This is a genomic window from Massilia sp. UMI-21 (assembly GCA_015277795.1).
Taxonomy (GTDB): Bacteria; Pseudomonadota; Gammaproteobacteria; order Burkholderiales; family Burkholderiaceae_D; genus Telluria.
Map to the genome: position 1 here is coordinate 3977868 of CP063848.1, position 13533 is coordinate 3991400.

Below are 13533 nucleotides of genomic sequence, written 5' to 3' on the forward strand. Positions count from 1 at the left end.
TCTGCTTATGCTTTGGCGCCGGCCGCCTTGGCGTCGGCAATGGCGGCGGCGAGCGTGCGCGCGACCAGCGGCAGCTTGAATGCGTTCTCGTCGGTGGTGCGGGCGCCCTGCAGCAGCGTGCCGGCCACGGCCTCGCCCCCGCGCGGGAACGCGGCGTCGGCCGCCTCGACGCGCCAGGGCTTGTGGGCGACGCCGCCCAGCGCCGCCCGGCCGCTGCCGTCCGGCTGGATGACGGTGGCCACCGACACCAGCGCGAAGGCGTACGAAGCGCGGTCGCGCACTTTGCGGTAGCCCTGCATTCCGCCGATGGGCCGCGGCAGCGTCACCGCGGTGATCAGCTCACCCGGTTTCAGGTTGTGCTCGATGTGCGGCGTGTTGCCCGGCAGGCGATGGAAGTCGGCGATCGGGATCACCCGCGTCGCGCCGCCGGGGGCGACGGTCTCGACCTGGGCATCGAGCACGCGCATGGCCACCGCCATGTCGCTCGGGTGGGTCGCGATGCAGGCCTCGCTCTGGCCGACGATGGCGTGCAGGCGGGTGAAGCCGCCGATGGCGCTGCAGCCGCTGCCCGGTTTGCGCTTGTTGCAGGGGACGTTGGTGTCGTAAAAATAGGGGCAGCGGGTGCGCTGCAGCAGGTTGCCGGCGGTGGTGGCCTGGTTGCGCAACTGGCCCGAGGCGCCGGCCACCAGCGCGCGCGTGAGCACGCCGTAGTCGCGCCGCACGCGCAGGTCGGCCGCCAGGTCGGCGTTGCGCACCAGGGCGCCGATGCGCAGGCCGCCGTCCTGGGTCGGCTCGATGCGGTCGAGGGCGAGCTCGTTGACGTCGATCAGGTGGGACGGTGTTTCGATCTGGAGCTTCATCAGGTCCAGCAGGTTGGTGCCGCCCGCGATGAAGCGCGCCTCCGGATGGCGCGCCGCGGCGTCCGCGGCTTCCTGCGGGGTCCTTGCGCGTTCGTAGGTAAAGGCTTTCATGGCTTGGCCCCCGCGGCGCCTGGAACGCCTGCCACTTCGGCAATCGCCTCCTGGATGTTCGAATAGGCGCCACAGCGGCACAGGTTGCCGCTCATGCGCTCGCGCAATTCCATGTCGGTCGCCGGCGGCGGCGCGTTCAGGTCGCTTGTCACGTGGCTGGGCGCCCCTGCGCGCAGCTCTTCCAGCATGCCGACGGCAGAACAGATCTGCCCCGGGGTGCAGAAGCCGCACTGGAAGCCGTCATGCTTGACGAAGGCGCGCTGCAGCGGATGCAGGTTGGTCGGGGTGCCGAGGCCTTCGATGGTGGTGATCTCATGGCCTTCCTGCATCACGGCCAGGTTCAGGCAGGAGGTGACGCGGCGGCCGTCGATGAGGACCGTGCAGGCGCCGCACTGGCCCTGGTCGCAGCCCTTCTTGCTGCCGGTGAGCTGCAGGCGGTCGCGCAGCGCGTCCAGCAGCGTGGTGCGCGGATCGACCATCAGCTGGTGTTCGATGCCGTTGACCTTCAGGCGGATGCTCATGGTGGTGGGCGTGGTGGCGGCGGCCGGCTGGGCGGCGGGGGCAGCCACTGCGGGCGCCGCCACGTGCGAGGCCACGGCGACACCGCCGACGGCGACCGTGGACGCCCTCAGCAGCTGCCGCCGGTGTGGATCGAAGTCGGGCATCGTTCTTCCTTTCTTGGGCAATGGCAATAGTGGGCCGGCGACGCAGGCCTCACTCGACTGAGCCGTCCCGATTTGACGAAAACGCGCACGGCCGAAGCCAAGAAGATAGCGCTTTTTGCATTTTGACGGCGTGCAGTTCGCTTGCGCGCCGTCCTGGAGACGACAGGCGGGTGCGCAGGGCGTTTTTATTGTGAAAAATGCAATGCCTGGCGAAGCGGATGCATGGATGCCAGGCAGGTGTCGGTCGCCGCGGTACTGCTCGTGGGCGCGGCGCGGATCTACCTGCCGGTGCTTTTCTTCGGCTTGGGCAGCGGCATCAGCGCCGCGGTGTCTTCGAGCAGGCGGCGCAGGGCGTCGGGCTCGTCGAGCAGTTGGTCCGCAATCGGATAGTCCTTGGCGCCCGGATAGGGCGGGCCCTGGGGCAGCTCGGGTGCGAGCGTGCGCACGGCCTGGGAGGGCTTGATGTAGAGGCTGTTGTCGCAGGCAAAGGCGACCACCTTGCCGTCCAGGTAGAGGGCGTATTCGCCGAACATCTTCTTGTGCGTCAGCCGGCTGCCCAGCCCGGCGACTTCCGTCACGTAGTCGACGAAGCTTCGTTCGGTACCCATCCGCCCTCCTTCCCGATCATGCACGTTATCCCGTGTTCATAATAATGCAAGCCTTCATGCAGGCCTAAGTTTCGGGGCCGGGCTTCGGGTAGAGTCGGCCCCTCACCCACTCTGCCATATCGACGATGAAAGCCTGGCTCCTGCGCATCTTCCTGCCCCTGGCGGCCTGCCAGCCATTTGACGCGCACGCCGATGCGCCGGCGGCGACGCCGCCAGCCGCTGCACGGCCGAGCGACGAAGCGATCCGGGCCGCGGTGCGCCAGATCCTCGACGAGATGCCGCAGCAAGCCATGCCGGCGGGCGGCACGGTCCTGAGCGGCGGCGCCTACAAGGAGTTCGCACGCACGTTTTCGGAAGCCGGGAAGCCCCACTGCATGGGGCCGGACGCCCTCAGGCACCAGCCGCCCGGGTTCAGCACCAGGACCTGGAATGTCGGCTTCGGCGGCCTGTTCGCCCTGCCTTTCTGGGGCGCGGCGATCGTGCGCGGCAAGTGCAATTGGAACCGCTGAAGCGGTCGCTGCGCCTGGCGGCCCCGGACACGAGGACGAGCACGCTGCGAATGCCCGACAGCCGCACCGAGGCGACGATGGCGCCCTTGCGCCGGCAGGTCGAGCAGTCGCAGCGGCGTGGGTGTGCGATACCGTTCGGCAGGCGCAATTCCAGTTCCACCGCACCGCAATGGCAGCCCGCCCGATGCCGGGAACCGATGACGGTCGGACCGACCTGCTTGGTCATTGCCCCTCTCCTTTCGCGTACGCCGAGGTTCACATGGCATACACCCGCCTGGCGGCAAAACGCCCATTTTGTCGCGCGACCGCCCGGCCGATCTGCTCAGGTTCATGATTCTTTGCCTGATCCACGCCGGATCGATTGACCGTGATGTGCGCGCATGCGGATACTGCAGCTTGCCACGCCCGGCCCCACCTGCCGGAGTTCCCGTCGACCTGCCCTTCGCCCATGGACAAACTGCTGCGCCGCCTCCTTCCCGTTTTGCTGTTCGCCGGCGCGCATGCCGCCGTGCAGGCCGCCCCGCAGGTGGCGCCCGCCGCGCCGGAGCGCGGCCGGATCGCCGCCAAGCCGCTGTTCCGCGACCCGGTCTTCGACGGCGCCGCCGACCCCGTCATCGTGCGCAACGCCGCGCGCGGCAGCTGGTGGATGTTCTACACCAACCGCCGCGCCAACGCGAAGGCGCTCACCGGGGTTGCCTGGGTCCACGGCACCAACATCGGCATCGCCGAATCGCGCGACGAGGGGGCCAGCTGGACCTACCTCGGCACCGCCGACATCGCACTGCCGGCGGCGCTGGGCGGATCGGAGGCCACGCACTGGGCGCCCGACGTGCTGCGCGCCGACGACGGCACGTATCACATGTTCCTGACCGTGGTGCCGGGCGTGTTCACCGACTGGAACCACCCGCGCCACATCGTCCACCTCACCAGCACCGACTTGCGCAGCTGGGGCAATGCGCGCGCCATCCGGCTCGCCTCGGACCGCGTCATCGATGCCGCCGTGGCCCGCCTGCCCGGCGGCGGCTGGCGCATGTGGTACAACAACGAGCGCGATCACAAGTCGATCCACTACGCCGACAGTCCGGACCTGAACGACTGGATAGAGGGCGGCAAGGTGGTGGCCGACCAGGCCGGCGAAGGGCCGAAGGTGTTCCAGTGGCGCGGCGCCTGGTGGATGATCACCGACGTCTGGCGCGGCCTGGCCGTCTACCGTTCGCCGGACGCCACCAACTGGACCCGCCAGGACGGCAACCTGCTCCAGCAGCCCGGAAGCGGAACCGATGACGGCGCCATCGGCGGGCATTGCGACGTGGTGGTGCGCGGCGACCGGGCCTGGCTGTTCTACTTCACCCATCCGGGCCGCGGCGCCGTACAAGGCGGTGCGGGCACCGGCACCGACGGCGCCGCCCAGCGCCGCAGCGTGATCCAGGTGACGGAACTGTTCCTGTCGGGCGACACGCTGCGCGTGGAGCGCGATGCGCCGACGCGCATCGCACTGGGCGGGAATTGATAAAAAAAAAAGCGGGCCGAAGCCCGCTTCCTGATGATGCTACGCTGCGATCAGCGCTTGTCCATCGGCGGCACGTCGCGTACCTCCGAACCGACGAACAGCTGGCGCGGACGGCCGATCTTCTGTTCCGGGTCGGCGATCATTTCGTTCCACTGGGCGATCCAGCCGATGGTACGGGCCATCGCGAAGATGCCGGTGAACAGCGAGACCGGGATGCCCAGGGCCGACTGCACGATGCCCGAGTAGAAGTCGACGTTCGGGTACAGCTTGCGCGACACGAAGTAGTCGTCTTCCAGCGCAATCTTTTCCAGTTCCATCGCCAGCTTGAACAGCGGGTCGTCCTGCAGGCCCAGTTCTTCCAGCACTTCGTGGCAGGTTTCGCGCATCAGCTTGGCGCGCGGGTCGAAGTTCTTGTACACGCGGTGACCGAAGCCCATCAGCTTCACGCCCGAGTTCTTGTCCTTGACCTTCTCGATGAAGGCCGGGATGTTCTCGACCGAGCCGATTTCCTTCAGCATGGTCAGTGCGGCTTCGTTGGCGCCGCCGTGGGCCGGGCCCCACAGGCAGGCGATACCGGCAGCGATACAGGCGAACGGGTTGGCGCCCGACGAACCGGCCAGGCGGACGGTCGAGGTCGATGCGTTCTGCTCGTGGTCGGCGTGCAGGATCAGGATGCGGTCCAGGGCGCGCACCAGCACGTCGTTGACCTTGTACTCTTCGCACGGGTTGGCGAACATCATGTACATGAAGTTGGCGCTGTACGACAGATCGTTGCGCGGGTACATGAAAGGCTGGCCGACCGAGTATTTGTAGGCCATCGCGACCAGGGTCGGCAGCTTGGCGATCAGGCGGATCGCCGAGATCTCGCGCTGCTTGGCGTCGTTGATGTCCAGCGAGTCGTGGTAGAACGAGGCCAGCGCGCCGACGGTGCCGACCAGCACCGACATCGGGTGCGCGTCGCGGCGGAAGCCGCGGAAGAAGAAGTTCATCTGCTCGTGGATCATCGTGTGCTTGGTCACGGTGTCGTCGAACTTTTTCTTCTGCTCGGCGTTCGGCAGTTCGCCGTTCAGCAGCAGGTAGCAGGATTCCAGGAAGTCGCAGTTGACGGCCAGCTGCTCGATCGGGTAGCCGCGGTACAGCAGCTCGCCCTTGTCGCCATCGATGTAGGTGATGGCCGACTGGCAGGCGGCGGTCGACATGAAGCCCGGGTCGTAGGTGAACTTGCCGGTCTGGCCGTACAGCTTGCGGATGTCGATGACGTCCGGGCCGATGGTGCCCTTGTAGATCGGCATGTCGACCGACGGGCTGCCGTCGGAGAACGACAGGGTGGCTTTGGTATCAGAGATATTCATGGCACTTCCTTCTTGTGGGAGTGGATCTTAAAAACAAAAAACGAAAACGCGTGCTGCAGCCGAACCGGGACGGACTACGCCTGGCGCAGGCGCGCCAGCAGGGCGCGCACGTGCGGCTGGTCGACCTCGCCTTCAGGCTCGGTCCGGCCCAGCAGCAGGTCCATCAGCGGGTTGTCCGCCAGGTCCAGCAAGCGGGTCAGCGCATCGACTTCCTCGTCGCTCAATTCGCCTTCATGCGCATCGAGAAAGCGCGTGAGGATCAAATCGTTCTCGAGCAGGCCGCGGCGCGCGCGCCAGCGCAGGCGGGCACGGTTGGCGGGGTCGGATTGATGCGTTTTCACTAGAGTCCGTTATTGGGTCAACATCATACTCCGCATGCCCGGAATAGGCAGTACGGTACTTTTACTGTATTTGCGGCATCTTTATCAGGGGATGCCGCAATTTGTCGCAATATGCATGCGACGGTTGAACGCGCGGTCGGCGGAGCCGACCACCCTACGAGCATCGCGACCGTAGGGTCCACGGCTTTGCCGTGCGCGCGTTCACATCACGCCTGAAACGACGCGAAGCTTAAATCGCGCGACGCACCAGCAGTTCCTTGATCTTGCCGATCGCCTTGTTCGGATTCAGGCCCTTCGGGCACACGTCCGTGCAATTCATGATCGAGTGGCAGCGGAACAGGCGGTACGGGTCTTCCAGGTTGTCCAGGCGCTCGTTGGTGGCTTCGTCGCGCGAGTCGGCGATGAAGCGGTAGGCCTGCAGCAGGCCGGCCGGGCCGACGAACTTGTCCGGGTTCCACCAGAACGACGGGCACGAGGTCGAGCAGCAGGCGCACAGGATGCACTCGTACAGGCCATCGAGCTCTTCGCGCTCTTCCGGGGTCTGCAGGCGCTCTTTTTCCGGCTTGATCGAGTCGTTGATCAGGTAGGGCTTGATCGAGTGGTACTGCTTGAAGAAGTTGGTCATGTCCACGATCAGGTCGCGGACCACCGGCAGGCCGGGCAGAGGACGCAGCACGATCGGCTGCGTCAGCTCGTTCAGGTTGGTGGTGCAGGCCAGGCCATTCTTGCCGTTGATGTTCATTGCGTCCGAACCGCACACGCCTTCGCGGCAGGAGCGGCGCAGGGCCAGCGAATCGTCGACATCCGACTTGATGCGCTGCAGCGCGTCGAGCAGCATCTTGTCGGTGTCTTGTAGCTCGACGGTGACGTCTTGCATGTAAGGCTTGGCATCCTTGTCAGGATCGTAGCGGTAGATCTTCAGTTGGACGGTGCGTGCCATGTGTTTACCTGTTGGTTTTACTTAGCTGCGTGGGCCGCGCACTCGGCGCGGCCCTGCACGAAATTAGAAAGTACGGGCCTTCGGCTTGAAGGTGTCGACGGTCAGCGGCTTGGTCACCACCGCCTTGTACTCGAGGCGGTTGCCTTCCGAGTAGAACAGGGTGTGCTTCATCCAGTTTTCGTCGTCGCGGTTCGGGAAATCGCTGTGGGCGTGGGCGCCGCGCGATTCCGGGCGGGCCGCGGCCGACACGATGGTCGCCTTGGCGGTCTCGATCAGGTTGTCGAGTTCCAGCGCTTCCACGCGGGCGGTGTTGAACACCTTCGATTTATCCTGGAACGAGACGTGCTTGCGGCGCTCGTCGAGCTTCATGATTTCGCGCACGCCGGTATCGAGCAGTTCCTGGGTACGGAACACGCCGCAGTACTTCTGCATGGCGGCGCGGATGTCGTTGGCCACGTGCTGCACCTTCTCGCCGCCGGTCGAGGTCTCGAGGCGGTTGAGGCGGTCCAGCGCAAAATCGGCGGCGTCCTTCGGCAGGGCCTTGTTGACCTTCTGCTTCAGGTTCGAGGCCACCACGTGGTTGCCGGCCGCGCGGCCGAACACCACCAGGTCGAGCAGCGAGTTGGTGCCCAGGCGGTTGGCGCCGTGCACCGAGACGCAGGCGCATTCGCCGATCGCGTACAGGCCGCCCACAATCTTCTGGCCGCCGGTGCCATCCGGGGCCACTACTTGGCCGTGGATGTTGGTCGGGATGCCGCCCATCTGGTAGTGGATGGTCGGAACGACCGGGATCGGTTCCTTGGTGGCGTCGACGTTGGCGAACTTGTGGCCGATTTCCAGGATCGACGGCAGGCGCTTCTCGATGGTGTCCTTGCCGATGTGGCGCAGGTCCAGCAGCACGTGGTCCTTGTTCGGACCGCAGCCGCGGCCTTCCTTGATCTCCTGGTCCATCGAACGCGAGACGAAGTCGCGCGGCGCCAGGTCCTTCAGGGTCGGCGCATAGCGCTCCATGAAGCGTTCGCCGTTCGAGTTGATCAGGATGCCGCCCTCGCCGCGCACGCCCTCGGTGATCAGGACGCCCGCGCCGGCCACGCCGGTCGGGTGGAACTGCCAGAACTCCATGTCCTGCAGCGGCAGGCCGGCGCGCGCCGCCATGCCCATGCCGTCGCCGGTGTTGATGAACGCGTTGGTGGAAGCCGCGAAGATGCGCCCTGCGCCGCCGGTGGCGAAGATGGTGGTCTTCGCTTCCAGGATCATCACGTCGCCGGTTTCCATTTCGAGGGCCATCACGCCGACCACGTCGCCCTCTAGGTCGCGGATCAGGTCAAGCGCCATCCACTCGACGAAGAAGTGGGTGCGCGCGCGCACGTTACGCTGGTACAGCGTGTGCAGCAGCGCGTGGCCGGTACGGTCGGCCGCGGCGCAGGCGCGCTGGACCGGCTTCTCGCCGAAGTTGGCGGTGTGGCCGCCGAACGGACGCTGGTAGATGGTGCCGTCCGGGTTGCGGTCGAAGGGCATGCCGAAGTGTTCCAGCTCGTACACGACCTTCGGTGCTTCGCGGCACATGAATTCGATCGCATCCTGGTCGCCCAGGTAATCGCCACCCTTGACGGTGTCGAACATGTGCCAGTACCAGTCGTCTTCGCTCATGTTGCCCAGCGAAGCACCGATGCCGCCCTGGGCAGCCACGGTGTGCGAACGGGTCGGGAACACTTTCGACAGCACCGCCACGTTCAGGCCGGCTTCGGCCAGTTGCAGCGATGCGCGCATGCCGGAACCGCCGGCGCCAACGATGACCGCGTCGAAGCGGCGGGTAGGGATTGCAGTTTTAATTGCTGCCACGATTACACACTCCAGAGAATTTGCACGGTCCAGGCGGCGCAGGCGAGCAGCCAGAAGATCGTCGCCAGCATCAGGAACAGGCGCAGGCCTGCCGACTTCACATAGTCCATCCAGATGTCACGGATGCCGACCCAGGCGTGATAGAACAGGCCGAGGAAGGTGACCAGCGCGAACAGCTTGAACCACTGGCGCGCGAACAGGCCGGCCCAGCCTTCATAGCTGAAATCCTGGCCGGTCAGGAAGGAGACCAGCAGCACGACGGTGAAGGCGGCCATGACGATGGCGGTGACGCGCTGCGCCAGCCAGTCCTTGACGCCGTAGTGGGCGCCGACGACGAGGCGGCGCGGTCCGATGTTATTCTTGTTTGCCATGATTAAAACACTCCGAACAGTTTCAGGGCGACCAGTGCGGTCAGCACCAGGCTGATGATCAGCACCCAGCGTGCGGTCTTCTGCGCGGCATCCTTGTCCAGGGCCATGTGGTTGTCCATGAACAGGTGGCGCACGCCGGCGACGAAGTGGTGCAGGTAAGCCCACGACAGGCCCAGCAGGATGATTTTCGCGAACGGGTTATCGACGATGCCCGCGAAATGGGCGAACGAGATCTCGGAACGCAGGCTTTCCTGCAGCAGGTACAGCAGGAACGGCAGGAACAGGAACAGACCGGCGCCGCTGACGCGGTGCAGGATCGACACGATGGCCGATGGCGGCATGCGATATTTACCCGTAATATCTCCAATGCCAACGTTGCGGAACTCCGGCCGCCCTTTTTTTGCAGCTTCTCTCACGGCTTCGGACATGTAACACCTCCCTTATGACAACAGTTTTTTAGTGAACCCTTCATTTTCGCCGATTTTGTGGCGGGGCACCAAGCATCCAGGTGAAGAAAACCGGGGCGTCCCTGCGGCGAACCGGGTACTGTTCGTCGCTTACGCAAAACCAACTTATTTTAATCGCTTCGTGCGATCCCTGCTGTGGGCCCGGCCGGCTGCGCCGCCCGCCCCACGTTTATTCTTATGACAACTCGCTCCGGTAATGGTGGCGCGCGGTCGAATAAATCCCCCGGCGCAACTCCACCGGCTTGTCGCCGTAGCTGAACGACACCCGGTCCGCGCACAGCAGCGGCGTGCCTTGCGCCACCTTCAGGTGCTCGGCCGCCACCGCGTCCGCCGCGACCGCGCGGATCTTCTCGGTGGCGCGGATCATGCGCGTGCCGAATTCCGACTCGAACAGCCCGTACATCGGCCCCTTGTACTCCACCAGGCGCTCCGCCGTCAGGCCCTTGAACAAAGCCCCTGGCAGCCACAACTCCTCCAGGATGGTCGGCACGCCGTCGAAGGATTGCACCCGCTTGATGTAGAGCACGGCGTCGCCCGGCTTCAGCTCGAGCAGGCGCGCCACTTCGGCCGTGGCGCGGATGCGCAGCACGGCGATGAAGCGGTTGTCCGGATGGTGCGGCACGCCTTCGTCGGGCATCAGGCGCAGGAAGCGGAAGTGGGCGCGCTCCTCGGCGTGGGTGGCCACGAACGTGCCCTTGCCCTGGCGGCGCACCACCAGGTGCTCGGCCGCCAGCTCGTCGATGGCCTTGCGCACCGTGCCCTGGCTGACCTTGAAGCGCCCCGCCAGCTCGACTTCGCTGGGCATCAGCTCGCCCGGCTTCCACTCGCCCGACTGCAGGCTCTGGGTGATCAAGGCCTTGATCTGCTGGTACAGCGGACGGAAGGACGGCGATGCGTCGCTGCCGGCTGCATCGCTGCTGTTGGGCGAAAGGGGGTTCATAGACCGCGATTTCACCACAAAACCTGCCTGCAAGTCCAGTAGATGACCACCAACACATGTGTCTTATATAAGACATATGATATGAATTGACAGACAGAACAGTCGAGGCATAAACTCGCAGTCGGATTGGACCTCCGTGCTTATCCGCAAACTCGCTCACATACGCGCGCGATATCCAATTGATACGGAGCTGCTTTTGGTATCATTGCAGCTTTCCGAACAAGTTTCCCGGCTCGACCGCCGTCGTCCGAACGATTTTTTCCCCACTTTGGAGATTCATCATGGCTAAAACCCCAATGCGCGTCGCCGTCACCGGCGCGGCCGGCCAGATCGGCTATTCCCTGCTGTTCCGCATCGCCAACGGCGACATGCTGGGCAAGGACCAGCCGGTCATCCTGCAGCTGCTCGAGATCGACAACGAGAAGGCACAGAAGGCGCTCAAGGGCGTCATGATGGAAATCGACGATTGCGCATTCCCGCTGCTGGCCGGCATGACCGCCCACGCCGATCCGATGACCGCCTTCAAGGATGCCGACGTGGCCCTGCTGGTCGGCGCGCGTCCGCGCGGCCCGGGCATGGAGCGCAAGGACCTGCTGGAAGCCAACGCCCAGATCTTCACCGTGCAGGGCAAGGCGCTGGACGCGGTCGCGTCGCGCGACGTCAAGGTGCTGGTGGTCGGCAACCCGGCCAACACCAACGCCTACATCGCCATGAAATCGGCCCCGAACCTGCCGGCCAAGAACTTCACCGCCATGCTGCGCCTGGACCACAACCGCGCCCTGTCGCAGGTTGCCGCCAAGCTGAACAAGCCGGTCGGCGCCATCGAGAAGATGGTCGTGTGGGGCAACCACTCGCCGACCATGTACGCCGACTACCGCTTCGCGACCATCGACGGCGCATCGGTCAAGGAAGCGATCAACGACGACGCCTGGAACCGCGACACCTTCCTGCCGACCGTCGGCAAGCGCGGCGCCGCCATCATCGACGCCCGCGGCGCCTCGTCGGCAGCCTCGGCCGCCAATGCGGCGATCGACCACGTGCGCGACTGGGTGCTGGGCACCAATGGCAAGTGGACCACCATGGGCATCCCGTCGGACGGTTCGTACGGCATCCCGGAAGGCACCATGTTCGGCTTCCCGGTCACCACCGAGAACGGCGAGTACACCATCGTCCAGGGCCTGGACATCGACGCCTTCTCGCAGGAGCGCATCAACCTGACGCTGAAGGAACTCGAAGAAGAGAAGGCCGGCGTCGCGCATCTGCTGAACTGAGCTGCCGAACCGAGCCGCTGACTCACGTATCTGTATCGGCGCGGCCATCCGGCCGCGCTAACCGTGCCATCCCGGCGCAGTTCGCAGCAAGAACTGCCCGGCATGGCCGATCTGCTTCAAGACATACCATGCATCCTTCCGAGGTTTTATTCCAGGGCAAACGCCAGCCGCTGCTGCTTCCCGCCTGCGACCACTACGCCGGCTCGGAGAAGCTGATGCGCAAATCGATGGCCCTGCAACAAGAGCTTGGCCCCGTATTCGACATTACTTTCGACTGCGAAGATGGCGCCACCGCAGGCAGCGAGGCCGAGCACGCGCTGCTGGTCACCCAACTGATCAATAGCGAGGACAACCGCTTCGACCGCATCGGCGTGCGCCTGCACGACCCCAGGAGCCCGCACTTCGCGGGCGACGTGGCCGCGATCGTCGGCGCCACCGCCGCGCGCCTGGCCTACGTGGTGCTGCCGAAGGTGGAGAGCGTCGCCGACACCATCCTTGCCATCGACCTGATCAACCAGTACGCCGCCAGGGCCGGACGCACCGACCTGCCGGTGCACGTGCTGATCGAAACCCACGGCGCCCTGCATGCGGCCTACGACATCGCCGCCCTGCCCCAGGTCGCGTGCCTGTCGTTCGGCATCATGGACTTCGTGTCCAGCCACTACGGCGCCGTGCCGGCCAGCGCCATGCGCACCCCCGGACAGTTCACCCACCCGCTGGTGGTGCGCGCCAAGCTGGAAATCGCCGCGGCCTGCCATGCGCACGGCAAGGTGCCCTCGCATAACGTCACCACCGACATCAAGGACAGCGCCGTGGTCGCCAACGACGCCCAGCGCGCCGGCGCCGAATTCGGCTTTACCCGCATGTGGAGCATCCACCCGGACCAGATCAAGCCGATCCTGAAGGCCTTCACGCCGCGCCTGTCGGAGGTGAACGAAGCCACCAACATCCTGCAAGAAGCAATGCTGGCCAACTGGGGCCCGATCGCCCAGCACGGCCGCTTGCACGACCGCGCAAGCTACCGATATTATTGGACCGTTCTGCAGCGCGCGAAGCTGGCCGGCCTGGCGCTGCCGGAAGCCGCTGCGGCAATCGTCAACCACACGGATTCCAACTGATGGCCACCCTCCTCTCCCGCATGTTCGCCGCCGGCGCGCTTCGTTTCACCCTCGCGCTCGTGGCCGCCGGCGTCTGCACCCATGCAGCCGCCGCCACCGATACCAAACACCCGAAGGCCGCCAGCGTGCTCAAGGCCAAGGCAAAAGCCAAGGCCAAGCCGGGCGCGAAGGGCAAGAAAGCCACGGCCGCCGCAGCTGCTGCTGCAGCTGCGGCAGGCGCCGCCTACAGCGCCGAAGACCAGGCCGAACCGGACATCACCGACACGGTCGTGACCGAATACGCTTGCGAGCTTGGCAACAAGATCACGATCTACACCAACGACAAGGACGAGGCCCACATCGCCCTGCGCTGGAAGAAACGCCTGCACCGCCTGAACCGGGTGGGCACCACCACCGGCGCGCGGCGCTTCGAGAACCCGTACTGGGGGCTGATCTGGATCGGCATCCCGGCCAAGGGCATGCTGCTCGATTCGAAGCTGAACCGCCAGCTGGCCAACGAATGCAAGAACGCCGAGCAGGCGGCGATGGTCGTCGCGGCGGCGCCTGCGGAAAAGAATGGCTGATCCGCGGCTGGCGCCCATGGATCACCGGAAGTCGAAGTGCATTGCAGTACCGGAATAACAACATA

General features: G+C 65.4%; 15 protein-coding genes. 5 read left to right on the plus strand and 10 right to left on the minus strand.

Features of this window, described 5'->3' with window-relative positions; genetic code table 11:
* Positions 1–5 precede the first annotated feature (5 nt).
* The 3 genes from IM543_17530 to IM543_17540 form a co-directional block, all read right to left on the minus strand.
* Positions 6–971 carry a xanthine dehydrogenase family protein subunit M gene (locus IM543_17530; GenBank protein ID QOY93345.1) on the minus strand — a complete coding sequence of 322 codons (966 nt, stop codon included), beginning with the start codon at positions 969–971 and terminating at the stop codon, positions 6–8.
* Positions 968–1636 (minus strand): aldehyde dehydrogenase iron-sulfur subunit, encoded by a 669-nt coding sequence (gene paoA / locus IM543_17535; GenBank protein ID QOY93346.1) that lies wholly within the window; start codon positions 1634–1636, stop codon positions 968–970. Before paoA ends, IM543_17530 begins: the two co-directional genes overlap by 4 nt.
* A 278-nt stretch (positions 1637–1914) precedes the next feature.
* Complete coding sequence (locus IM543_17540; GenBank protein QOY93347.1) at positions 1915–2244, minus strand: TfoX/Sxy family protein; 330 nt, start codon at positions 2242–2244, stop codon at positions 1915–1917.
* 125 nt (positions 2245–2369) lie between these two features.
* Between IM543_17540 and IM543_17545 the strand changes: the two genes are divergently transcribed.
* Both IM543_17545 and IM543_17550 read left to right on the plus strand, forming a co-directional pair.
* Positions 2370–2753: a hypothetical protein gene (locus tag IM543_17545; protein QOY93348.1), complete on the plus strand. Its 384-nt coding sequence runs from the start codon at positions 2370–2372 to the stop codon at positions 2751–2753.
* A gap of 448 nt (positions 2754–3201) precedes the next feature.
* Complete coding sequence (locus IM543_17550; protein ID QOY93349.1) at positions 3202–4263, plus strand: glycosyl hydrolase; 1062 nt, start codon at positions 3202–3204, stop codon at positions 4261–4263.
* Between the two features lie 50 nt (positions 4264–4313).
* Here IM543_17550 and gltA read toward each other — a convergent pair whose 3' ends face one another.
* From gltA to IM543_17585, 7 genes are all read right to left on the minus strand, one after another.
* A complete protein-coding gene (gltA, locus tag IM543_17555; protein ID QOY93350.1) occupies positions 4314–5615 on the minus strand; it encodes a citrate (Si)-synthase in 1302 nt (433 codons plus the stop codon).
* 74 nt (positions 5616–5689) lie between these two features.
* A complete protein-coding gene (locus IM543_17560; protein QOY93351.1) occupies positions 5690–5956 on the minus strand; it encodes a succinate dehydrogenase assembly factor 2 in 267 nt (88 codons plus the stop codon).
* 229 nt (positions 5957–6185) lie between these two features.
* Positions 6186–6896 carry a succinate dehydrogenase iron-sulfur subunit gene (locus IM543_17565; protein QOY93352.1) on the minus strand — a complete coding sequence of 237 codons (711 nt, stop codon included), beginning with the start codon at positions 6894–6896 and terminating at the stop codon, positions 6186–6188.
* Between the two features lie 63 nt (positions 6897–6959).
* Positions 6960–8738, minus strand: a complete 1779-nt coding sequence (locus IM543_17570; protein QOY93353.1) for a succinate dehydrogenase flavoprotein subunit — start codon at positions 8736–8738, stop codon at positions 6960–6962.
* Between the two features lie 2 nt (positions 8739–8740).
* Entirely contained in the window at positions 8741–9109 is a 369-nt protein-coding gene (gene sdhD / locus IM543_17575) for a succinate dehydrogenase, hydrophobic membrane anchor protein (protein ID QOY93354.1), read from the minus strand.
* A gap of 2 nt (positions 9110–9111) precedes the next feature.
* Positions 9112–9525 (minus strand): succinate dehydrogenase, cytochrome b556 subunit, encoded by a 414-nt coding sequence (gene sdhC, locus IM543_17580; GenBank protein ID QOY96737.1) that lies wholly within the window; start codon positions 9523–9525, stop codon positions 9112–9114.
* A gap of 226 nt (positions 9526–9751) precedes the next feature.
* A complete protein-coding gene (locus tag IM543_17585) occupies positions 9752–10516 on the minus strand; it encodes a GntR family transcriptional regulator (protein QOY93355.1) in 765 nt (254 codons plus the stop codon).
* Between the two features lie 281 nt (positions 10517–10797).
* Here IM543_17585 and IM543_17590 point away from each other — a divergent pair, with 281 nt between their 5' ends.
* The 3 genes from IM543_17590 (at position 10798) to IM543_17600 (ending at position 13468) form a co-directional block, all read left to right on the plus strand.
* Positions 10798–11787: a malate dehydrogenase gene (locus IM543_17590; protein QOY93356.1), complete on the plus strand. Its 990-nt coding sequence runs from the start codon at positions 10798–10800 to the stop codon at positions 11785–11787.
* Between the two features lie 128 nt (positions 11788–11915).
* Positions 11916–12905: a CoA ester lyase gene (locus IM543_17595; protein QOY93357.1), complete on the plus strand. Its 990-nt coding sequence runs from the start codon at positions 11916–11918 to the stop codon at positions 12903–12905.
* Complete coding sequence (locus IM543_17600) at positions 12905–13468, plus strand: hypothetical protein (protein QOY93358.1); 564 nt, start codon at positions 12905–12907, stop codon at positions 13466–13468. The genes IM543_17595 and IM543_17600 overlap by 1 nt, the downstream gene beginning before the upstream one ends.
* Positions 13469–13533: the final 65 nt, after the last annotated feature.

What these genes read in the sequence shown, in the direction of transcription:
- IM543_17530 (QOY93345.1), bottom strand. Translation starts at nt 971, where the DNA reads ATGAAAGCCTTTACCTACGAACGCGCAAGGACCCCGCAGGAAGCCGCG.
- paoA (QOY93346.1), bottom strand. Translation starts at nt 1,636, where the DNA reads ATGCCCGACTTCGATCCACACCGGCGGCAGCTGCTGAGGGCGTCCACG.
- IM543_17540 (QOY93347.1), bottom strand. Translation starts at nt 2,244, where the DNA reads ATGGGTACCGAACGAAGCTTCGTCGACTACGTGACGGAAGTCGCCGGG.
- IM543_17545 (QOY93348.1), top strand. Translation starts at nt 2,370, where the DNA reads ATGAAAGCCTGGCTCCTGCGCATCTTCCTGCCCCTGGCGGCCTGCCAG.
- IM543_17550 (QOY93349.1), top strand. Translation starts at nt 3,202, where the DNA reads ATGGACAAACTGCTGCGCCGCCTCCTTCCCGTTTTGCTGTTCGCCGGC.
- gltA (QOY93350.1), bottom strand. Translation starts at nt 5,615, where the DNA reads ATGAATATCTCTGATACCAAAGCCACCCTGTCGTTCTCCGACGGCAGC.
- IM543_17565 (QOY93352.1), bottom strand. Translation starts at nt 6,896, where the DNA reads ATGGCACGCACCGTCCAACTGAAGATCTACCGCTACGATCCTGACAAG.
- sdhD (QOY93354.1), bottom strand. Translation starts at nt 9,109, where the DNA reads ATGGCAAACAAGAATAACATCGGACCGCGCCGCCTCGTCGTCGGCGCC.
- IM543_17585 (QOY93355.1), bottom strand. Translation starts at nt 10,516, where the DNA reads ATGAACCCCCTTTCGCCCAACAGCAGCGATGCAGCCGGCAGCGACGCA.
- IM543_17590 (QOY93356.1), top strand. Translation starts at nt 10,798, where the DNA reads ATGGCTAAAACCCCAATGCGCGTCGCCGTCACCGGCGCGGCCGGCCAG.
- IM543_17595 (QOY93357.1), top strand. Translation starts at nt 11,916, where the DNA reads ATGCATCCTTCCGAGGTTTTATTCCAGGGCAAACGCCAGCCGCTGCTG.
- IM543_17600 (QOY93358.1), top strand. Translation starts at nt 12,905, where the DNA reads ATGGCCACCCTCCTCTCCCGCATGTTCGCCGCCGGCGCGCTTCGTTTC.